Raw genomic sequence first — 19,860 nt, forward strand, 5'->3', positions numbered from 1 at the left:
GCCGTCCCTTTTTATATCTTCATTTTATTTCACTTTTCATGAAGCAAGACCAAAGGTTTTAATCGTTCTCACCTTCATCAAGCATACTGCTTTCATCTCCGATAGCGCTTTCCTGGCAGCCATCGATGTCATCAGCAGGATCGCCCCCCTGTCCATCATCGAGTAAGACACTCGTAATGCCCGCTCCGACGGCCGTAGCGATGCCGCCCAGTACAAACCACAATAACCTGCTCATATCTTGTCTCCTTTTGGTTTGGGGAATTTACCCTTGGATTTCGCTGCCACAGTGGGTGCAGCTGTATTTCATGCGGATCTGGGTATCGATCCGCTCGCCTATGGTGTTCCCCGTAGCACTTCCGGCCAGGAATCCTAGCAGCGTACCCGTGATGGCTCCGATAGCCGTTCCGGCTGCCGTACCCAAAATAGGAATGAAAGAGCCGACAGCTGCACCGGCCGCAGCGCCGGAACTAAGTCCGGCGTAGGCGCTGCCTGCTCCGGCTATTCCACCGGCAACAGTTCCCAACTTTTCAGCGGCCCTGTCCCTGACTACGAATTTCGTCGTCTTGCACTTCGGACAAGCCGGTATAAGTTCCTTCATGAAACCTCCTGATTTGATGATGGCAAAAGAAAAGCGCCGGTCAGTAGGAGAGCGCCATGGATACCTGGAGAAAAATGTGGGAACTCAGTTTACCGGCTGGCCGCGGATGAGTGCGTCATGCAAAATCTCGAACATGGAAGGCGCCAGTTCCGAGATGTCATTGATGACTCTGCTTCCTTTTCCGGGCAGCAGAGTCTGGATTGACATGGTTTTAATACCGATGCCGTATACTTCCAGTCCAAAACCCTTGATGACCCGAATGGCGGTCAAAGTGGGTTCCTGCTCGTCCGGTTCGCCATCGGTGATGAGCAGCACCATCTTGCGTGGTTCCGCCATGGGATGAAGCTGTTGCAGCACCCACCAGAGGGCCGTGTCCATGGGCGTGCTGCCTCCTGTTCCAATGCTGAACTGGTTATGCAGCTTCTGACCGTGCAACAAAATTGGAGCTACCGTCTGCCAATGCCCTTGCTGACCAGGTAAATCCTGGGTGCGGCTGCCGGGGAATGCGGTTACCCCTATGTTGAGTCCCTTTATGGAATTCAGGGCCGCGACCACTGCAAAGCATACCTTGCTGGCCAGAGCCATGGGATTGCCGTTCATGGAGCCGGATGCATCCAGCAGGATGTGAACCGCAGTATTGACGCTGATTTTCTCGCCTTTGCGCAAGAATATTTTGGTGTTGCCGGCTGCCAGGGTATGCAGTTTGCGGGTATCCAGCGTACCAACATAACCACTGTGATTTCTGAGGGAACGTGTACTCTGCATCAAGGCTTGCAGCCTGGTGCGCAAAGTCGTAGTTGCCTGGCGGGAGTCGTTTATATCGTCCAGGGTAAGCGGCTGAGTGGACTTCCTTGTGGCAACAGCAACCTGCACCCTATCAACTCCCTGCTTCTTGGTGCTGGATAGCACCTGACGAAGCTGTTCCCCAAGGCCGTCCGGAAATGCATCTGCTCCGGCCGCCAGCAAGTTTTGAAGGCTTTGCAGAGCTTGCGCCGGATCAACCTGCCCGTCCGGTTGACCGGACGAGCCAGATGCTACGCTCACCGCTCCTTGCCCTGCCTGGTTTTGTTGCTGCTCAATGAAGTGGCATACTTACGGATGATGTCCGTGATCTCACAGGCGAAACCAAAGGCATCCAGCGTACTTGAGCAGTTCTTGGGGATAAGCCGGAGCACTGGTTCAAGCTCGTGAGTCAGGCCGGAGTAGTAGATTTCCGCCGACGCCCGAAGGAAATCCCGCTCGGCGTTCAACTCCCCAACATCCCAGGAACGCACGGTGATGAGCAGCCATTCCAGAATTTGCATGGCCGGCTCGGTTGGCGGCGCCTTGGGTTTGCGCTTTGCCGATTTTGGGAGAAAGAAATGCCTGATGAGCCACTGAAAATTCTCACGGCAGCCCGGATAGATGGCGGCCAGGACATTTTCGACTCGCCAGTCCTCTATGGTGTTCCAGATATGTTTTTCCAGCGGTGTCAGGTTGGCCGCTTTCAGGGCGTCAAAATCCGTATCGCGGATATGGGCGGCCTCGTGATCCACGTATCCCCGGATCAGCCCGAGCAATGTGTCGTCGCAATCCAGGGGCAGACTCGGCAGTTGAATGATGTTGCCGTTGGTAAAAGCCTTGTCACCGCCTATTCGTACCTGTACCCCGTACTTGCGTCCCAAGATGGACGCGAGCAAAGGCAATGATTTGATGATGTGCTTGTGCTTCATGGTATTTCTCCAAAAGAAAAAGCCCTCAAGCATTGCGGCTCAAAGGGCTTTGGGTGTTGTGATTTGTGCCGTTACCATAATCCGTGGCTCTCGATGACCGGCGGTAAGGCTGCATCGTCGAACAGCGGTTCCTCCTGGGAACCAGATTTATCCTTTTCAGCTTCCACCTGGATGGCGCACTCGGACATGAGCAGCGATTCCAGAATCTTGTGGCTGTTTTTACGCCCGTCCAGAATCATCTGGCCATGCTCCAGCAGGGCCTGCGGATTTTGCAGAAGTGAAACCAGGCCTTGCAACATGATCAGTATGCTGCCGGTAATAGCACCACGCTTGGGAATGCTGCGAAAAGCCGTATCCAGCAGTTCCGCCACCGGCGCCACTCGCGGCTCCACAAATGTCAGGCCCATGAGTTTGTCATAAATGGATTTCAGAGGGGATAATGCCTTGCGGGTGATCTCGGTTTTCCCGGCATAACAGCGCTGCCAGGCTTCGCCGGCTGCCTTGGCCACCTCGTCAAAAAGCGTCAGGCCGAGTGTATCCACATCGCGCTGGAGATCGTCCTTCAGCTTGCCTGGGGCGACGGGTGGCGCTTGTACCTGAAACATTTGCCAGCGAAAATCTATGCGTGAGCGCACATACTCTTCGCTGACCGTGGAACCGGCGATTATGTTGCCCCACTGAGGGTGTTTGGCGATCCAATCCTGTACTGACTGGTCATAGCGCTGCAGGAAGGATTCCTTGGCCGCATTGAACTCGTCGCGGATGGCCGCGAGTTCGATGCCGATTTCATCCATCCGTGTTTCGGGCACTGCCCATCCGCTGAGGAAGCGTATCCCATTGCGCTCCAACAAGTTAACGGCTCGCGCTTTCAGGGTGCCGAACGTGCGCAAATCTTCAGGGTTGCAGATACGCTTACTGCCCAATGACGCAAGATCCTCCGGCGGAAGTTCGGCTCCCCCCAGATCGAGCGGAACCAGTTTCTTCCTGGCGGTCCAGATATGAATATCGAGATTGACCACAACGAGTTGGTCAAGAGCCTGTATGGCGGTTGTCATGTGTTCCTCCTCAAGGGACTACGGTTTCATGCGGTATGATGTTGTACCCATTGTTCATTTTGCTCTGAAGCCGATGCTTCAGCTCCAGCACGGGATTTTTGTTCTTGCATTGGGTGATGGGGATGTGCTTCACGGTTCCTTTTGTCCCGAGTTTGCCCCAGCGGACGGAAATGCCTGTTTCCATAGCCACACCCAGCCAGAACTTACCTCCGGATGCGGATGGGCTTTCCAGTGCTATGCGCGGGTATTGCGGGAGAGAGAGCAGAAAGTCGGGATCGTTTTGGACCGCCGGGATATACTGATCCAGACGTTGGATGATGGGACCGGAAACAAGTTGATTGGCCGGGTACCAACCTGGGGAGGCGGCGTCATCCTGCACGGTAGGGCCGCCTCCGCTCACTCCCCCGATTGTGCTCCGCTTTGGGGAAAGACCCGCTGTACAAGCTCATGCAGCATGGCCCGCGTCTCTTTACAAGCCTTGAAGCCCAAGGCTCTGTCCAGAGCGTAGGACACCGGCTGTATGCCCTGCCTGGCTAAAGGCTGATATCGGATGGTCAAATCAGCCCACCGGAGCAGTGAACGGGTGCTGAAGGTGATTTCAATGCCGCCACTGTTGTAGCTGTTCCCGGATTCTCCCATGAACAGTCTTCGTATTTCATTGGCGTATTCCACCATCTTTTTGCGAACACCATCCGGGAGTTGCGGAGCGGTCTTTTCCAAAAGCTGTTCTTCGGCTTCAGGCTTGGGGTAGGTCACTTCGCAGAGCACAAATCTGTCCATCAGCGCCAGATTTTGGCGCAACACTCCTTGATACAGGCCGGTTTCATCGCTGCCGCCGTTGCTGTTGGCCGTGGCCGCAAACCGGAACATGGGGTGAGGGGTAATAAGCTCGCCGCCGTTTTCCGGGATGCACAAGGGCTGTCCGTCAAGGATGCCGTTCAACCCTGCGGCTGTGGATGGTTCGAGCAAATCAATCTCGTTTACCAAGGCGAGCCCACCGTACTTCATCGCCAGGGCCAGAGGGCCATACTCGAATTCCATGCTCCCTTGACGTACAACGTGATGGCCGATGAGTTCAGGGAACTCCAACCGGCTGTGGCCGGTGACTTCGAAAACAGGAAAATTCAATTTTGCCGCCAGTTGTTTCAGGCAACTGGTCTTTCCCGCACCACTCGGTCCGTATACATAGAGCGGATCGCTGGCGTCTATGAACCAGACGACCATATCGCGACTCTGTTCGTGAAAGATGTAATTGGGGTCAACGGCGGGAGTGAACAGCGACGGCGCTGCGTAGCCTTTGACCATTCTCCCGGAAGGCGTTCCGCTGAACACGGTTCCGGCGTCGAAGTCCGTGACCTGCAACGATTGTAAGATGGTGATTTTACTTTCCATATTTCCTCCAAAAAAAAGGAACCCCCCGGCATAGCCGGGGGTTCTTCATATGCGCCTGTAAGGCTTTCTTACCAGCTGCGCCCTAGCAGGCGCTCTTGCGATCTGACATTTGCATTTCTGTTACTTGCGGCCCGTAAACGGGCTCCTTGGGTAGGGTAGGCTCAACTGATCGCCAAGTTTATCCGACTCCAGCTGATGCTTGATGTAATCCTGAATCTTGGCCTTATTCTTGCCCACTGTATCGACGTAATACCCACGGCACCAAAATTCTCGATTGCGGTATTTGAACTTCAAATCCCCAAATTGTTCATAGATCATGAGACTACTCTTACCCTTTAGATAGCCCATAAAACTCGACACACTCATTTTGGGGGGAATCTCAAGCAGCATGTGGATGTGGTCTGGGCAACATTCTGCCTCCACTATTTTTACATCCTTCCATTCGCACAACTTGCGCAGAATTTCGCCAATGGCGCGCTTCTTTTCACCATAGAACACCTGGCGGCGATATTTAGGCGCAAAAACAATGTGATATTTGCAGTTCCACCTTGTGTGGGCTAAACTTTTGGCGTCACCCATCGTGACCTCCTTTTGATTTGTTGACTCGCAGTTGCCAGACCGCGAGACTTTTTAACAAATCAAAAGGAGTTTTACTGACATGGGCAAAGCTGTAAGCTTTTTAGAACCCCCCGCCTAGCGGGGGTTTTCTCCATACAAGAAAGCAGCACACCCGGAAGGATGTGCTGCCATATGAAATTTTTTGTTATTACAGCTAACTGTCGATGCCTATTTGCTCAATAAACTCGGCAAGTGAGACGATATGTAATTCTGGGAAAGTATCGCGCAATTCCAACAGATGCTTATCACCTGAGACTAGAAAGGTTGCGCCTGTGGCTTGAGCCAAACGGATGAAAACAGCATCGTCCTCATCCCGTAAGGACTCAATGGCATCGTGGCTGGCATTCATTTCCACAGTTTCAGTCCACGGGAGTATATCCGCGAGCAGACTTTCAATGTCTTCCTGGTCAAGTTTGAATTTTGGGTATCCAACCACACGGATTAACTCGGTTATGCTCTCCCGGCAGACCAAAGGGATAATATCTCCGCGTTGCCATGCGGCGCGTAGCTGCCCGGCTTTTCCGTGTGAAAAGATGAGAGCGGACACCAGACAGTTGGTGTCCAGCACAACCCGAACAGGCGTCATGCTCCTGCCCCCCGGCTCCAGGTTACGGCATCCTCCACGTCCTGTTCCGTGATGCCGAGTTCTGCCAGTTTTCTCCTCACGGAGTCAGCGGGTTGGATCTGCATGGGGGTGAGGATGATGCGTCCGTTCTCAAGCGAGACATCGACATATTCCGGTTTGCCGATTTGCTGCATAACAGCTTTGGGGAGTGTAAGCTGGTTCTTGGTCGTGATTTTAGCGAACATATGCTCCTCCTTTATGGAAGAAAACAAGGATTCCTTGTTTTAAGATTATCTTGTTTTCTTGAATTGTCAAGATTCACACGGGGTGTCAATCGAAGGTAATCTTGTCACTCACATAATCACAAATTGACGCTGCCGAAGATGAAGTTTTCCAATTTACACGGCCATCCTGGTTCGCCGTCGAATTCGTCCGTGGTGTGCAGGCTGCGCAAAAGAGCAATCTGCTCCTCGCGGGACAGGCTTTCAAAGCCTTCGTCCGGGTCAAGTTCGATGGTCTTGTAAAATCGTCCATTGTCCCCCTTGAAAACACAGCGGCACCATCCGTCTATCCCGGCAAAATAAATCGTTATTTTCTCCGGCAAGGTATTCATGTTCTTCCCGTTGGTTTCAGCGAAACCTCCCAGGTAGACAGGTTCCTTGCCGTGCTTGATGAAATCAGGGTTGATACCTTTGGCCTTGGCCGCTTCGAGTACAGGGCCAGTGACGATTTTACCGCGCCGAATGCAGTCGGAAAGTTGGCTCATCCTGACCTCAAGCATGTCCGACGCCTGGGTAAAAAAGGTGCGATAATAGCCGCCGGTTTGCTCCAAGCCGAGAGCGTATAGCAGTCAATCGTATTGGGTTTCGGGAAATTCCTTGTTCATGGTGGGACTCCTTTGGATAAAATTTGTGTACGGAAAAGGGAAACCCGCCGACGCATTGCTGCGCGGGCGGGTTTTTAATGAAGAGTATGCTCATCAACTTGATGATATATTTCCGAAATTGGTTAATCTTCCTGTTCGGTCTGGGCCTACTTTGCCTCCACAACATCTTCTCCCTGGAGCCGGTAACTGTTGGTTCCCTGGCCGTGCATGTTCGGAAAGATCACCATCACGCTTTCAGGACCAACCCGAAGCTCCGGCAGGTCGCTGCATGTGCCGAAACTATCCGTGATTGAAATCTGCCCGTCAGATTCGGCGAAGATGAAACGATAGGTTGCGGGGCAGGCTGTTCCACCGGAGAGGCATTCCAGGAAGAAAACCATGGTATCGCCTCCGTCGATTTCGAACTGGGCCTTGATGTTCAGTGTGCGATCTCCGTCAGCATTGTCGTAAGCCACCCCACCGGGGATGAATACTTTTTCTTCATAGGGCTCACCGCTGATGGTAACTTCGTGGTCGCCGACAACCATGTGCTTGGCTGCGTGAGCATAATGCACTGAAAGACCAAAGATGTACGCGGAAAAAACCAACATGGTTACAAATAAACGCTTCATGCAGCCTTCTCCCTTATTCAACGGAGTAGACGGCTTTCAGGGCACGATCCAAAGAAATGCCAGTTGGCATTGTAGCTGCGCCGAATCTGGTCACTTCAAAATTTTGCCCGCTGCTGTGTATCACCCATTCAAAAAAGACCGTATCCCCCTCTTTCCAATATAGTTCGTCAAAGGCTTCGTTGATTGCCTTTTCCAGCGTGTCAGCGCACTCGCTCAGTAGCTGATTCCATGGCTCTGAGTTTTCTTGGAGGTTTGCGGCTTTTCTGGAGCAATCCTGACGGAAGTCGCTCATAAAGCTCCTGGGAATTTTATCGTCGCCAATGACGACAGATAGAACTCCAGCCGTTCTGGCTTGCAGAAGATATTTATTATAATTGCTGGTAACTCCGTTCACCCACCCTTTGGTAGCATCCGCATGGATGAGTCGTAACGCTTGATCTTTAAACGCGGCATGTATTTTGGGGGTTATGGCACCCTCAAACATCACTCTTACCTCTCCCTTAGAGGTTTCTTGAGAGGACCATTTGGTGCCGGAAAAACTGCCATCAAGAATTTTTCCTATGCTCACGTTTGGGTATCCCGGAAAATTGCCGTTTTTTACCAGATCGATACTGCTGTCTGAGCAACCGGTGACAAATAACAATACGAATAAGGTGATTGGCAGGTATGGGATCTTCATTTTTTATCTCCTTACGTATAAATTTGTAGTCTAATAGGATGGTTCAAGAGGTATTCCTTCATTCCAAAGCCGATACCATTCATTCAAGTATTGTTCTGCTAGTTCATAGAGTCCATTGATCAACAGAACATTCTCGGCATTTCTTATTGCGGCGACTGAGCTGTAATTAAAACTCCCGGTCTGTACTTGTTTTCCGTCAATGACCATGAACTTGTTATGCATTATTGCATAGCTTGCATTGAGACGTACCAACACGCCCTGGTTCGCAAGATAGGTTGCAGCAGTGTAGCGCTGCCCGTTGCTTTTGGCATCTACAACCAAATATACTGAGACCCCACGCCTGTGAGCGCACAGCAATGCTTCAGCAACAGGTTTGCTGGTAAACGTATAGGCTGCAACGAAAATGGAGTTTTCTGCTCCTTGGATTGCACCTAATACGAGGCTCTCCGCTTGCCCATTTGGAGAGAAACCAACGACTATCTTCGATTGCTCTCCGCCAATTATGTACCCCAGGAATACGCATAGGCAGGCAATAGCCACATAAATGTGTGCTCGTTTCATATTTCGCCATCAACCAAGTATGGAGATGTATCGTAATGGAATATGAGTTTTAAGTCTAGTTTTATGATTATTTATCACTTCGGGCAAGCTGCTCTTCATGAGAATATGTGTAACTCGCATATATTCTTGAGGAGAAGACATGACGGAGAAAGAACTTGCTGAGATTATTGGAGAGAATATTTCAGGCCGCCGAAGAAAGCTTGGGCTGACTCAAGCTCAGCTGGCTGAAAAACTGGATATAGGCCAAGACGCTCTCTCACGGATGGAGAATGGAGCAATTTCCCCTAAAATAGCACGATTACGGGATATCGCTTCTGCTTTACAGTGCAGTGTTGCGGATCTCTTCCGCGAACCGGATGAAGGCGCCGACGAGCGGGCTGCGGCTATAGCTGAATTGCTCCGCCAACTTCCACCAGAAAGCCAGGAGTCTGTTTTAAGGATTGTATCGGAAATGGTATCCCAAATGACCAGAAATCCAGACAAGTGAATCCTTAGCCAGTCATGATTTCAACGCCCGAACAATTTATTCACGATGTGTGTTACTCCAATACGCTATCTGAAGCTGTCCAAAAATTTAATCTATATAAGCCAGTTTTGGAAAACTATCATTTCGTAATATCGGTTCCGTTTGGCAATATTCCAGGAAATGCTAGGAAGAAATATTTTTCAAACACGGCAAAAATCAAGACACCTTTTCTCTCTGACCAGCTCATTTTTATCGATCGGAGCTCAGCATTTGAAATGCAGCTTTGTGACCGTGCGACTCTTCGTGTTGACTATTCAATCTCTCTCGACAGCAATACGACAAGCTACCTGTGGCCATATATAAACAGTGATCGCATTGGTGCAGTTGATTTAGTCGAAGTTCTTGAATTCATCTCCCGAGATGATGTTTTTGTTGATCCAATTCCATTTTTTATGGAGAACGCACCCAGATTATTGGACCTATCAAACTCAACTCAAATTTTTAATAGAGTTAAAGGCTATGAAATACTCAGAAATTTAGATCCTGCCTTACTGAAAAAAGGAATAATTCGTACCGCTCTCACTGAAGACGAAATAATAGCCAAGACACAATCTCTTATAAGCGATTTTTATGTCAGGCTTACGCAGGATGATACTCTTGGAACCATTATATTTAGGCGCGATTTTAAATTGTGCCAAATTCTTAAAATGGTCTCCATTCAATTTGGTATGCCAAATAAAACGATAGCGGATAAATTGTCATCATTCTTTGAATTTTGTAACAACGAAATGGCCACATTTGATTGGCGGGCCATAGCTATTGCAAAAGAGTATTTCTCCAAAGGGCAAAATTTTTCTTTCTTTGGCAAGATTCAGAAGGGGAGAAAAGGCCTTTTTGAGGCACTAAATGGAATGGCATGGGATATGTTGCATGTTATGCAGCTTGAAGAGTCTATCACAATAAAGCCCGAAGAGAAGGCTGATTATTTTCTGCCGGCTCTGTTGACTTTTGACCAAGGCCTTAGTGACATGATGGACCTCCATCCTCTTAAAGCAATTGCGTTTTCTAAAGATGATAAGCGACCAATCCCGTTCTACGCAAAAAATCCACTCGAAATAATCTCGGATGATGAAAAAATTCATAATGATTTTCATCAAAGGTATTATTCACTCAGCGCGCGCATAAAGAGAGAAAAGAGGCGAGAGTCATTTAGGGACAACATTGGCCAATTAAAAACCTCCCTGCTTGAAGAAGTAGAGAGGTTTTCCGGTGTCAGAAGCACTATTTTATGAGGTGGATTGGCCTTGCCCATAACCTAAGAAGAGACCGCCAATAGAAGACAAATTCTTTAGCAGATTATTCATTCCCTGCCATCTGCACGTCAAAAGCTTGTCTTATCAAGCCCATTATGTAGGGCAACTCTTCAGGATTGGAAAAGAAAACCTCCACGTCCCCATTGCCCCAACGGCCGACATTTGTAATATCCCGGCACATTTCCCGGGGATCGATGAGGTCGTGATATTTCATATTCAATGAGAGACGAAGGCGCTTTGCCTGAGGGACCACATCCACAAAGTTGGTTTCAGCTTTGAAAGCAATGTATAGTTTCAGAATTTCTTCAGAAACAACTGAATCCAGTGCAAGGACTTCCCGCCGGAGCATTTCAAAAAGTTCTCTGGTCTCTGGATTTTGCAGATACTGGTAATCTTCGAGAGAATAGCCGGTATTTGTCGGCAAAACTTGCGGCCGATAACGCTCCAAGAGATCTGGTTCAAGATCGGGATAGGCCCATACTTTTGAAGCCATATCGGAAAGTTTCGTTGCCCGCCTTTTTATTGCATCTTCATTCCAAACGGTTTCCGCTCCAAGTCCCGCATTCAGGCGCAAAGGGCTTTCCCTGAAACCTCCTGCCATATCCCTTTTTTCTTCAAAAGGTCTGTCACTGTATTCTGAATTATAGCCGGTCAACGTTAAGTTGCCCAATGTATGCAGCCATTGCTCCTGGATGCGTTGCCACTCTGCGCCCAAGGCTTCACGCCATTTTGCCGAAAGGTCTTTGTTCTGCGGCATGATGTGCTCAATAGTATACTCTTCCACCGGCACCCGCTCTTTGCGGTCAAAATTTTCCATGCGCCGTGGCCAGTAGCTGCGCAAGCGGTTGGTATACAGATTGCGCACTTGGAGTTCGCGTTTAAATTCCTCATCATCAGGAAAGCGCCGATACGAGGTAAGCAGGGCGAAGGTCGCCTTAACGCTTTCCAAGTACCGCTCTTTATTCACGCTCCGGGAAAAAGTAGTAAAAGTCTTGTTTAATGAGTTCGTTGGTATTGCACAGGCGGCACGTCGAAAAACATAGCTTTCAACAAGACGGGTAGCTGAAAGCAGATCCTCCTTGTCCCACAAACCCGTTGCGTAGTCATGATACCACTCCAAAAGAAGAGGGTATGCGACATCCGCCTTGAGTTCCCGTAGGTCAATAAAGGCCTGGCGCAACGCATTATCTGGCTCACCTCCCAAAACCATCTTGCAGTAATAGCCAGCATAAGCATGTAAATCGGCAACGAGGAACTCCACGCCTTTTTCAGCCATAGACGCTTGCTGGGCGTATTTCTTAAAAGCGGCATAAACTTGGTCAAACCGGGGAATATCACCTGTTTTTGTGGTCAGGTAATGCCGCATAAATCCATCAAAATGCTCCTGATAGGCGGCTTGGCCAAAGGAGAGTTCCATGGGGCGCCAATACCGTTCGTACAGATCGCTTTGTTGCTCTGTCCCCAGCACCATAAGCAAATAATTTCGAATGAGATCCGCCTGGCTGAGCGCAAGACCAGTGGAGTTCATGCTTTCAAAAATAAGCTGGGGGTTATCATGGTCGCGGTTCAGAGCAATATCCACAACAAGGAGCTTTGCCATGCCTTTACAAACGGCGGTAAGATCCGAACAGTTTGCCAGTAGTTCTTTAAAAAGCTTGGAGTTTTCCGTAATGGCTAATGACGGCTCCTGGGGGGCCAGCGCTCCAAGAATATGGAGCAAACTGTTTTTATCGGTTTGTGACAATAACAGTTTGTAATGCCTGTCTCCCCTTTCCAGGTGATTCAGCAGGTAATAATAGAGAATTTTTTCTTTGCTGAAGCCTTCCACTGGCTCTTCATCGCCCAGTGCTTCTGCCAGGGCTGCCAGCAATAGGGTTACCGTGGTGAGCCGTTGCTGGCCGTCGATAACCAATAGAGGTGACTTGAGTGACACATTGGAGAGCCCTTCCTCCACGTAAACAATGGATCCAATAAAGTGCCCAGTGATATCCTCACTGCTTCCGGCTCGAAGAATATCATTCCATAGCTGCCTGCATTGCTGCTCGGTCCAGGAATAGTTGCGCTGGTATATGGGAATAACAAATTGCGGCGCATTGTTAATGAAATCCAAAACACGTGTTTCTTTTGCCTTCATTGAGCACACTCTCCCGGAAGTTGCCTAGAAATTAAGCAGATGCAAATACGTTTTCGTCATTAATATCTGCTTAGTGCATCTCTTAATAATACTGCTTCACATATCCATAAGCTTTATCGAATAGTTCTTGGTCTTTGATTTGGTATTTTACGTAGATAACTTTACGCAGCGCTTTCTGCACTTCACGTTCACCCGCAGAGGTTCCCTGCCAACCGGGGAATCTCACCAAACGCACGATTTCATCAATCTCAGCCACAATGCGCTCAACAATAGCAGGGGTATCACCATTTTTGACCTCAGAGAAAAGCTCCGTAAGGGCCGCCTTGGCTTTGTCCTGTTCGTCAACAGGATCAACCTCTTTTTCGGCCATGACCGTTTCTTTGGCCAAATCAAGGAGCGCTTTTAGGAAATCGATGCTGTGCAAGAGCCCTTGCTCATGGCGGGCTTTCAGTTGTTCAAGCCGCTCACCGAGAGCGACAAAAACTGGATTGTGCTGATGTTTACGTAGACGAGCCACAAGCTTGATTTCGATTTCTTTGGATTTTTTATTGGGATCCCGGTCCCCGATTAACTCTTCCAGTACATCGGCATCCATAACCAGGGTTTCAAGGTCATCAATCACTGTCTCGAGATGGACGTTCTGATGCACCAACTCAATAGTTTTTGCACCCAGTGCGTGCCAAAGCAATTTGCCGTTTCCGCTGGGCGGCTTGACGGATTCATAGACCTTGGTGAGCCAGCTGTAATCCTTGGTGTAAGGAGCAATAACCGGGTCAGGGGACAAGGCCTCCCAAAGACGGGAAAGAACGGAATACTCAGCCGCGAACGCATCGCGCTTCTCATTATCAGGCAGGCACTGCTGAGCAGCAATGAGTCCTTCATAGCCTCCCACCGAGCGATCCACGCCGGGAAAGAAGGCCAGGCACTTAGCAACATGTTCGGGCAGAACCTTTTTCACATCTTCGAGGTTTGTGATGACTTTTTTGATGCTTTGGTCGTCAAAGTCGAGGGCAGTGCCAACGTCATCAAACACACCAAGATAATCAACGATAAGGCCGTGAGTTTTCTCGGTATAGACGCGGTTTGTCCGGCAAATAGCCTGCAGAAGGTTGTGATCCTTCATGGGCTTATCCAGATACATGACCTGCAGGATAGGCGCATCGAAACCGGTGAGAAGCTTCGAGGTAACGATAAGAAATTTCAGCGGGTCAAGGGGATCGCGGAAACGATCTAGCAACTTTTCTTCCGCATCCTTGGACAGTTTCCATTTTGCATACTCGTCGGATTTACCGCCTTGCGTATGCATGACAATGGCGCTGGCATCCGGCCCGACGAGTTCATCCAGGACATTCTTATAGAGGACGCAGCATTCTCGATCAAAAGTTACTACCTGAGCCTTGAAACCGTTAGGCTCGACCTTGCTCTGGAAATGCTGCACGATGTGTTCGCAGATGGCCCACACACGAGCAGGCGTCTTGATGAGTACCGACATTTTGGCGGCTCGCTTTGCCAAATCATCCCGATCCTCGTCTTCCAGCGAATCGGTGAGATTGGCGTATGCCTCGTCAATAGCGGCACGGTCAATGCGTAGACGAACATCCACAGCTTCAAAGTGGAGAGGAAGCGTTGCCCGGTCTCGTATCGAATCCTGAAAAGAATACCGGCTCATGTAGCCTTGCTCGTCCTCTTCCGCACCGAATGCCCAGAAGGTATTTCTATCACGCTTGTTGATAGGCGTTCCGGTGAGGCCGAACAAGAAAGCATTGGGCAAAGCGTCGCGCATTTGGCGCCCAAGGTTGCCTTCTTGAGTACGGTGGGCCTCGTCCACCATAACGATGATATTTGAGCGATCATTGAGACAGCTATCCGCCTCGGCAAACTTGTGGATGGTGGTGATGATGATTTTGCGCGTATCCGCCGCCAGTAGGCGCTGCAATTCCTGTCGGGAATTTGTGCCGACTATATTCGGAATGTCTGTGGCGTTGAACGTGGCGGTTATCTGCGTGTCCAGATCGATTCGATCCACCACAATCATGACTGTGGGGTTGCCCAGCTTGGGGTGCATGCGCAACTTCTGCGCGGCAAACACCATGAGCAGCGACTTGCCTGACCCCTGAAAGTGCCAGATCAAACCTTTTTTTGGCCTGCCGGCCACGACGCGCTCGATGATGAGATTTGCACCCTCATATTGTTGATAGCGGGCGATAATTTTAATGCGCCTATGCTTTTTGTCTGTGCCGAAAAGCGTAAAGTTTTGCAGCATGTCCAAAATAATATGCGGCTGAAGCATGGAACGAGCGGAACGCTGCACGTCCAAAAGTGTGCCTTCAGATTTGTTTTCCGGATCATGCCAAGGCCCCCAAAGCTCGAGAGGCATGCGCACGGAACCATAACGGAAGCATTTACCTTCCGTGGCGAATGAAAAAACGTTGGGCACGAAAAGCTGCGGAACGCTTTTCTCATAGCCGTTGTGGATATCGCTGGCGCCGTCCACCCAGGTCACCGCCGGCCGCACCGGAGTCTTGGCCTCGCCAATAACCAACGGGATGCCATTAACCAGTAAAACCACATCTAGCCTGCGGCCACCTTCCTTGGTGGGATACACCCACTGGTTGGTAACAACGTAATCGTTGTTGGAGAGATTCTCGAAGTCAATAAGGCGAACGGGCGTATGCTCATTGTTCTCGCCAAAAGGCATGGACTTTTCGCCACGTAACCATTGAGCAAAAAGCTCATTGCATCGCACAAGACCGTCGCCCTGAACGCTCATCAGGATAGCTTTCAAATGATAGAATACTGTGTCTGCACGATCCGGCTGGGCAACTATCTCTGGGTTCAAACGAAGAAGGGCATCGTGCAACCATGGTTCCACAAGGACCTGATCGAGAGGGCGTGGCACGTCTTCTGGCGCGACAAAGCGCCAGCATTTGGCGGAGAGACCATCGGAAAGAGTTGGCGCACCCAGCTTGCAGAGGGAGTCAATAAGGAGCTGTTCTACGGTGTTTTCTTCGTTAAACATAATCACCCCCGCTTAAGAACAATGATAAGAGTTCAAAATATAATTTTTTTGCTCGGTTTAAATGGTCTCCAACCAAAGCCACTTCTTTTTCAATTTTCAATAGTCGTTCAAGAATTTGTGCTTGTTCCATTAATGGAGGAACAGGTACCAACACTTTTTTTAGGTTACTCGCACTGACATTAGTTTGGCTTACACCCGGAGTGGCATAGGCAAGGATACGTCTTTGTCCTGTGCTGGAATTCAAATAATAATTTAAATATTCCGGAAGAATAATATTTGTGTTTGCTTTTAATCGAACTAAATATGAAGCAAATACATAGTCACCATCAAGCTTGAATATACCAACTTTCCCAACCAAGTCCGCACTATTTGTTCTATTGAATAGAATGTCGTCTTTATATACTTTATATTCCAAAAATGTGGTTTCATTCAAATCTACATATTTCAGATCTGATGCAGTGATACGTCCACATTCATAGTTCATCATACGCAGAATTGGATACTGTCCTCTGTCGTGAAGGGGAATCGATAATCCATATTGGCACTCGGATAACACTTCGCCCAGACAAAGAACTTTCCATCCAGAGGGTATCTTGCCTATACGAGTTTCTTGAAAGTTGCTGGAAATTAAACTTTTTGAAGTTAATTCATTAAGTGAAACCGACTTAAACTCCATAATTGAAAGTTGGATATCTAAGCTTCTTTCCAGCGCCTCATCCGCAGCCCCAAGAATTTCCGCCATTCGTTCTTGTTCTTCAATGGGCGGAAGAAAAAATTCTTGCGCAGCAAGAGTTTTCCAGTTTACCGTGGGGGACAGTGAACCAACAGAAATAGAAATAGCCCGCTCCATAAACATGTCAGACTGTATGAAAAATGGCAAAAGCTCCGGCAAGATTACTTCCGGCTTGGCGCGCAACACCATCGCATGGGCGGAGCAAATTCCATCACGATCAGCAACAGCAAGTTTGCGTTGATATGCCCGACGCCTGCCAAAAATCACATCACCTTTTTTAAACTCGAGTTTGTCGCCGGAAACATCAGAAGGATGGCCCCATCTTCGTAAATGAATGGTTTCCGGATCAAGGTGCTCAAGACCAACATATACATCAGACGCCACATTGGCTGGATTTGCCCGAACAGCAATACTTTGCGCAATTTTATCAAATCGGTATGTTCGCCAACCGGATTGAAGTGCGTTACTCATGCGGCAACACCTCTTCGCGGTTGTTTTCCAGCATGGCAAAAAGTTCCGTCATGGAAACGTGCAGGGCCTGTGAGCTCTCCTGCCAATCAGCAATGGCCTGTTCCAGACTAACAACCTCTCCTTCCTGATTTCCGCTGTTCCCATTTCGCGGTGCAAGATACAAGGGGATACTTAGGTTGCTCTTCCGCTCCAGAATCGTTTCACGCTCAACCACCTTGGCAAAACCATCCTCATCGTCAAAAGAACGGTAGGCATTCAGAATTCGTTCAATATGACGGTCCGTGAGAAAGCTCTGCGCCCGTTCACGCGTAACCTCATTGACAGCATTGATGAACAGAACCCTGTTTTGGCGTTTCTTAGGTTTGTTCATGCGGCAAATGACAACGCAGGCCTCCATGGGCGAGTTGTAAAAAAGATTCGGCCCAAGCCCCAGCACGCACTCCAACACATCATCGGCCACGAGCTTTTCGCGCATGGCTGCTTCCTCATTACGGAACAAAACACCATGCGGAAACAGGATGGCGCATCGGCCGCTGTCTTCATCCATGCTTAGAATGATGTGTTGCCAAAAGGCGTAGTCGGCTCGGCCCTGCGGAGGAGTGCCATAAATATTGCGTCCCCAGGGGTCAGAAGCCCAGGCACCTCTATCCCATTGGTTAATGGAGTAAGGAGGGTTGGCCAGAACCACATCAAAACGCATAAGCCGATCACCTTCCACAAAGGCCGGATTGGCAAGGGTGTCGCCCCGGATAATATTGAAATCTTCGATTCCATGGAGGAAGAGGTTCATGCGGGCGATTGCCGAAGTGAGCAGGTTGCGCTCCTGTCCGAACAAGCGCAAATTGCGCCACTCTTTATTACCACGGCGTAAATGCGCCACTGTGGAAAGGAGCATGCCGGCGGAACCGCAGGTGGGATCGTAGACAGACTCTTCCGGCTGCGGCTCCAGCATTTCCGTCATCAGGTGGACTACCGTGCGATTGGTGTAAAACTCCGCTGCGGTGTGTCCTGAATCATCAGCGAATTTCTTGATAAGATACTCGTACCCTACACCGAGCTCGTCCTCAGGGCAGTTCGCGAGGGAGAGAGTGAGCGAGCTGAAGTGTTCCAATAATTCTCTCAACATGCTGTCGGGCAGCCGCTCCTTGTTGGTCCATTGAGCGTCACCAAAGACTCCTTGCAGTTTATCCGGATTGGCGCTTTCAATTGCCCTGAGGGCGTCCTGGATGGCCTTGCCCACCTCGCGCACATTGGCGCGGGTGGCGTTCCAATGGGCTTCATCAGGAATTTGAAATCTATGTTGCTCAGGCAAAGCTGCGTAGTTGACATCGCCGCCCGATTCCTCAAGGGCGTCAGCGAGTTCTTCATCGTAAACATCGCAGAGCCGCTTGTAAAACAGCAACGGAAATATAAACTGCTTGTAATCTCCAGCGTCAATATGGCCGCGCAGCAGGGTAGCTGCCCCCCAAAGGTACGATTCCAGTTGGGATTGGGTAATATGCTTACTCATTGTCTCTTTCATTTGATCAACCCCTCCCGAGTAAGCAGCATTTTCAACTTGTCCTCGGCACTATAGGCCGCAGCAAGGGAGGTTTTTAATTGGGCCAAGGCTTCATCAACCGACAGACTTTCCTCTTCCATCAACGGCTCAACGTAGCGAGGGATGTTTAGGTTATAGTCATTCTCCCGGATCTCTTCGAGGCGCGCCACGCGGCAACTTCCCTGAACATCTTCATACCCTTGGTACCATCCATGAATGGCATCAATATGCTCAGGGAGTAGTTCATTTTGTGCACGGCCAACCTTGCATTGTTTTGATGCATCAATAAACAACACACGGTTTTGGTGTTCTTTCGGCTTTTTGGCCCGGAAAATCAGCACGCACGCGGCAAGTCCAGTGCCGTAAAACAGATTCGGAGCCAGCCCGATGACTGCATCCAGACAATCCATCTCCAACAGTTTGCGTCGAATCTCACCCTCTTTTGACATACGAAACAGAACGCCATGAGGTAAAACGACAGCCATACGACCGACTTTCGCGGTCATGGATTTGAACATATGCTGGACCCAGGCAAAATCACCAGATTTATCAGAGGGGATACCGGCAAAGTTCCGGCCATAAGGGTCATTAATCCAAACATCACTTCCCCACTTTTCAAGGGAGAAGGGCGGATTGGCGATTACGCAGTCAAATGTAGAGAGGTTGTCACCAGCGTAGAAGGCCGGCTGGCGCAAGGTATCCCCTCTAGCAATGGTAAAGTCTTCAGCTCCATGCAAGAAAAGATTCATGCGGGAGATTGCCGAAGTGGTAAGGTTCTTTTCCTGCCCATAGAGCTTCCCGAGCATCAGCTTAACGTTACCGCCATGTTCTTTTACGTAGTGCAGCGCTTCCAGCAGCATACCGCCAGTACCGCAGGCGGGGTCGTAAATGGATTCACCTTCCTGGGGCGCCAAAATCCGAACAAGCAGTTCGACAACGGAACGAGGGGTGTAAAACTCTCCCGCTTTCTTATTGGTGAGATCCGCAAATTTTTTAATGAGATATTCGTAGGCTTGGCCGAGAATGTCACCTTTGCAGGCGGCGTTACTCAAATCGAGTGATGAAAAATGTTCGATAAGGTCTTTCAATAAGCGATCAGAAAGACGGTCTTTATTTGTCCACTGGGCGTCACCGAAGATGCCGTACAGAGTATCCGGGTTGGCCTGCTCTATGCCACGCATGGCTGTCTGCAGAGCATGGCCGACATTCATGGATTTTTCACGAACCTGGTTCCAATGACAGCCCTCTGGAACTTGGAAACGGTGATTTTCCGGGAAGGCAGCATATTCGACATCGCCGCCGGATTCATCCAAAGCAGTATTATACTCCTCATCATACGCATCACAGATACGTTTGAAAAAGAGCAGCGGAAATATATAAGTTTTAAAGTCGGCGGCATCTACCGGGCCACGCAGGATATTGGCGGCGGCCCAAAGCCGATTGGAAAGACTGTCATTGTTGGAGCCGTTTTTTTTACTGGTCGACTGTGCCATATGCCCTACGTAGT

21 protein-coding genes are annotated in these 19,860 nt (G+C 49.6%); 2 read left to right on the forward strand and 19 right to left on the reverse strand.

From position 1 onward, the window contains the following. Positions 1-58: 58 nt before the first annotated feature. The 14 genes from AXF13_RS17010 to AXF13_RS15720 all read right to left on the reverse strand — a co-directional run bounded on the left by AXF13_RS17010 (position 59) and on the right by AXF13_RS15720 (position 8,677). Complete coding sequence (locus AXF13_RS17010; protein ID WP_190276374.1) at positions 59-235, reverse strand: hypothetical protein; 177 nt, start codon at positions 233-235, stop codon at positions 59-61. A gap of 27 nt (positions 236-262) precedes the next feature. Next, positions 263-598 carry a hypothetical protein gene (locus AXF13_RS03500; protein WP_062251667.1) on the reverse strand — a complete coding sequence of 112 codons (336 nt, stop codon included), beginning with the start codon at positions 596-598 and terminating at the stop codon, positions 263-265. Positions 599-682: 84 nt separating this feature from the next. Then, on the reverse strand, positions 683-1,642 hold the full coding sequence (locus AXF13_RS03505; protein WP_062251668.1) for a vWA domain-containing protein: 960 nt from the start codon (positions 1,640-1,642) through the stop codon (positions 683-685). Further along, on the reverse strand, positions 1,639-2,310 hold the full coding sequence (locus AXF13_RS03510; protein ID WP_190276375.1) for a hypothetical protein: 672 nt from the start codon (positions 2,308-2,310) through the stop codon (positions 1,639-1,641). The genes AXF13_RS03505 and AXF13_RS03510 overlap by 4 nt, the downstream gene beginning before the upstream one ends. A gap of 71 nt (positions 2,311-2,381) precedes the next feature. Next, positions 2,382-3,365, reverse strand: coding sequence for a DUF3150 domain-containing protein (locus AXF13_RS03515; protein ID WP_083521936.1), 984 nt, complete (start codon positions 3,363-3,365; stop codon positions 2,382-2,384). Between the two features lie 10 nt (positions 3,366-3,375). Next, positions 3,376-3,744, reverse strand: coding sequence for a hypothetical protein (locus tag AXF13_RS03520; RefSeq protein WP_062251670.1), 369 nt, complete (start codon positions 3,742-3,744; stop codon positions 3,376-3,378). 17 nt (positions 3,745-3,761) lie between these two features. Continuing rightward, complete coding sequence (locus AXF13_RS03525; RefSeq protein WP_062251671.1) at positions 3,762-4,757, reverse strand: AAA family ATPase; 996 nt, start codon at positions 4,755-4,757, stop codon at positions 3,762-3,764. A 120-nt stretch (positions 4,758-4,877) separates the two neighbouring features. Further along, positions 4,878-5,336 (reverse strand): IS200/IS605 family transposase, encoded by a 459-nt coding sequence (gene tnpA / locus AXF13_RS03530; RefSeq protein WP_062251401.1) that lies wholly within the window; start codon positions 5,334-5,336, stop codon positions 4,878-4,880. 193 nt (positions 5,337-5,529) lie between these two features. Continuing rightward, positions 5,530-5,961, reverse strand: a complete 432-nt coding sequence (locus AXF13_RS03535; RefSeq protein ID WP_062251672.1) for a putative toxin-antitoxin system toxin component, PIN family — start codon at positions 5,959-5,961, stop codon at positions 5,530-5,532. Next, positions 5,958-6,185, reverse strand: a complete 228-nt coding sequence (locus tag AXF13_RS03540) for an AbrB/MazE/SpoVT family DNA-binding domain-containing protein (protein ID WP_062251673.1) — start codon at positions 6,183-6,185, stop codon at positions 5,958-5,960. The genes AXF13_RS03535 and AXF13_RS03540 overlap by 4 nt, the downstream gene beginning before the upstream one ends. A gap of 116 nt (positions 6,186-6,301) precedes the next feature. Beyond that, complete coding sequence (locus AXF13_RS03545) at positions 6,302-6,721, reverse strand: hypothetical protein (RefSeq protein WP_062251674.1); 420 nt, start codon at positions 6,719-6,721, stop codon at positions 6,302-6,304. Positions 6,722-6,972: 251 nt separating this feature from the next. Then, positions 6,973-7,437 (reverse strand): hypothetical protein, encoded by a 465-nt coding sequence (locus tag AXF13_RS03550; protein ID WP_062251675.1) that lies wholly within the window; start codon positions 7,435-7,437, stop codon positions 6,973-6,975. Between the two features lie 13 nt (positions 7,438-7,450). Beyond that, a complete protein-coding gene (locus AXF13_RS03555; RefSeq protein ID WP_062251676.1) occupies positions 7,451-8,116 on the reverse strand; it encodes a hypothetical protein in 666 nt (221 codons plus the stop codon). 30 nt (positions 8,117-8,146) lie between these two features. After that, the gene (locus tag AXF13_RS15720; RefSeq protein ID WP_083521937.1) at positions 8,147-8,677 is read right to left on the reverse strand and encodes a phospholipase D family nuclease; all 531 of its coding nucleotides are present in this window, start codon (positions 8,675-8,677) and stop codon (positions 8,147-8,149) included. A 139-nt stretch (positions 8,678-8,816) separates the two neighbouring features. Between AXF13_RS15720 and AXF13_RS03560 the strand changes: the two genes are divergently transcribed. Continuing rightward, complete coding sequence (locus AXF13_RS03560; protein WP_062251677.1) at positions 8,817-9,164, forward strand: helix-turn-helix domain-containing protein; 348 nt, start codon at positions 8,817-8,819, stop codon at positions 9,162-9,164. Positions 9,165-9,178: 14 nt separating this feature from the next. Then, the gene (locus AXF13_RS03565; protein WP_150116060.1) at positions 9,179-10,435 is read left to right on the forward strand and encodes a hypothetical protein; all 1,257 of its coding nucleotides are present in this window, start codon (positions 9,179-9,181) and stop codon (positions 10,433-10,435) included. A 64-nt stretch (positions 10,436-10,499) separates the two neighbouring features. Here AXF13_RS03565 and AXF13_RS03570 read toward each other — a convergent pair whose 3' ends face one another. From AXF13_RS03570 to AXF13_RS03585, 5 genes are all read right to left on the reverse strand, one after another. Further along, on the reverse strand, positions 10,500-12,590 hold the full coding sequence (locus tag AXF13_RS03570; protein WP_062251679.1) for a GmrSD restriction endonuclease domain-containing protein: 2,091 nt from the start codon (positions 12,588-12,590) through the stop codon (positions 10,500-10,502). Between the two features lie 82 nt (positions 12,591-12,672). Next, positions 12,673-15,609 (reverse strand): type I restriction endonuclease subunit R, encoded by a 2,937-nt coding sequence (locus AXF13_RS03575; protein ID WP_062251680.1) that lies wholly within the window; start codon positions 15,607-15,609, stop codon positions 12,673-12,675. Next, complete coding sequence (locus AXF13_RS15725; protein ID WP_083521938.1) at positions 15,602-16,813, reverse strand: restriction endonuclease subunit S; 1,212 nt, start codon at positions 16,811-16,813, stop codon at positions 15,602-15,604. The genes AXF13_RS03575 and AXF13_RS15725 overlap by 8 nt, the downstream gene beginning before the upstream one ends. Then, on the reverse strand, positions 16,806-18,335 hold the full coding sequence (locus tag AXF13_RS03580; RefSeq protein WP_062251681.1) for a type I restriction-modification system subunit M: 1,530 nt from the start codon (positions 18,333-18,335) through the stop codon (positions 16,806-16,808). Before AXF13_RS03580 ends, AXF13_RS15725 begins: the two co-directional genes overlap by 8 nt. Further along, complete coding sequence (locus tag AXF13_RS03585; protein ID WP_062251682.1) at positions 18,332-19,846, reverse strand: type I restriction-modification system subunit M; 1,515 nt, start codon at positions 19,844-19,846, stop codon at positions 18,332-18,334. Before AXF13_RS03585 ends, AXF13_RS03580 begins: the two co-directional genes overlap by 4 nt. Positions 19,847-19,860 lie beyond the last annotated feature (14 nt).

It is taken from the genome of Desulfovibrio fairfieldensis (genome assembly GCF_001553605.1).
Taxonomy (GTDB): domain Bacteria; phylum Desulfobacterota; class Desulfovibrionia; order Desulfovibrionales; family Desulfovibrionaceae; genus Desulfovibrio; species Desulfovibrio fairfieldensis.

Bases quoted from the DNA above. Each gene is read 5' to 3' on its own strand.
- AXF13_RS03570 (WP_062251679.1), bottom strand. From the start codon at position 12,590: ATGAAGGCAAAAGAAACACGTGTTTTGGATTTCATTAACAATGCGCCG.
- AXF13_RS03560 (WP_062251677.1), top strand. From the start codon at position 8,817: ATGACGGAGAAAGAACTTGCTGAGATTATTGGAGAGAATATTTCAGGC.
- AXF13_RS03545 (WP_062251674.1), bottom strand. From the start codon at position 6,721: ATGCTTGAGGTCAGGATGAGCCAACTTTCCGACTGCATTCGGCGCGGT.
- AXF13_RS03565 (WP_150116060.1), top strand. From the start codon at position 9,179: ATGATTTCAACGCCCGAACAATTTATTCACGATGTGTGTTACTCCAAT.
- AXF13_RS15725 (WP_083521938.1), bottom strand. From the start codon at position 16,813: ATGAGTAACGCACTTCAATCCGGTTGGCGAACATACCGATTTGATAAA.
- AXF13_RS03525 (WP_062251671.1), bottom strand. From the start codon at position 4,757: ATGGAAAGTAAAATCACCATCTTACAATCGTTGCAGGTCACGGACTTC.
- AXF13_RS03555 (WP_062251676.1), bottom strand. From the start codon at position 8,116: ATGAAGATCCCATACCTGCCAATCACCTTATTCGTATTGTTATTTGTC.
- AXF13_RS03515 (WP_083521936.1), bottom strand. From the start codon at position 3,365: ATGACAACCGCCATACAGGCTCTTGACCAACTCGTTGTGGTCAATCTC.
- AXF13_RS03585 (WP_062251682.1), bottom strand. From the start codon at position 19,846: ATGGCACAGTCGACCAGTAAAAAAAACGGCTCCAACAATGACAGTCTT.
- AXF13_RS03535 (WP_062251672.1), bottom strand. From the start codon at position 5,961: ATGACGCCTGTTCGGGTTGTGCTGGACACCAACTGTCTGGTGTCCGCT.
- AXF13_RS17010 (WP_190276374.1), bottom strand. From the start codon at position 235: ATGAGCAGGTTATTGTGGTTTGTACTGGGCGGCATCGCTACGGCCGTC.
- AXF13_RS03500 (WP_062251667.1), bottom strand. From the start codon at position 598: ATGAAGGAACTTATACCGGCTTGTCCGAAGTGCAAGACGACGAAATTC.
- tnpA (WP_062251401.1), bottom strand. From the start codon at position 5,336: ATGGGTGACGCCAAAAGTTTAGCCCACACAAGGTGGAACTGCAAATAT.
- AXF13_RS03510 (WP_190276375.1), bottom strand. From the start codon at position 2,310: ATGAAGCACAAGCACATCATCAAATCATTGCCTTTGCTCGCGTCCATC.
- AXF13_RS03580 (WP_062251681.1), bottom strand. From the start codon at position 18,335: ATGAAAGAGACAATGAGTAAGCATATTACCCAATCCCAACTGGAATCG.
- AXF13_RS03550 (WP_062251675.1), bottom strand. From the start codon at position 7,437: ATGAAGCGTTTATTTGTAACCATGTTGGTTTTTTCCGCGTACATCTTT.
- AXF13_RS03540 (WP_062251673.1), bottom strand. From the start codon at position 6,185: ATGTTCGCTAAAATCACGACCAAGAACCAGCTTACACTCCCCAAAGCT.
- AXF13_RS15720 (WP_083521937.1), bottom strand. From the start codon at position 8,677: ATGAAACGAGCACACATTTATGTGGCTATTGCCTGCCTATGCGTATTC.
- AXF13_RS03575 (WP_062251680.1), bottom strand. From the start codon at position 15,609: ATGTTTAACGAAGAAAACACCGTAGAACAGCTCCTTATTGACTCCCTC.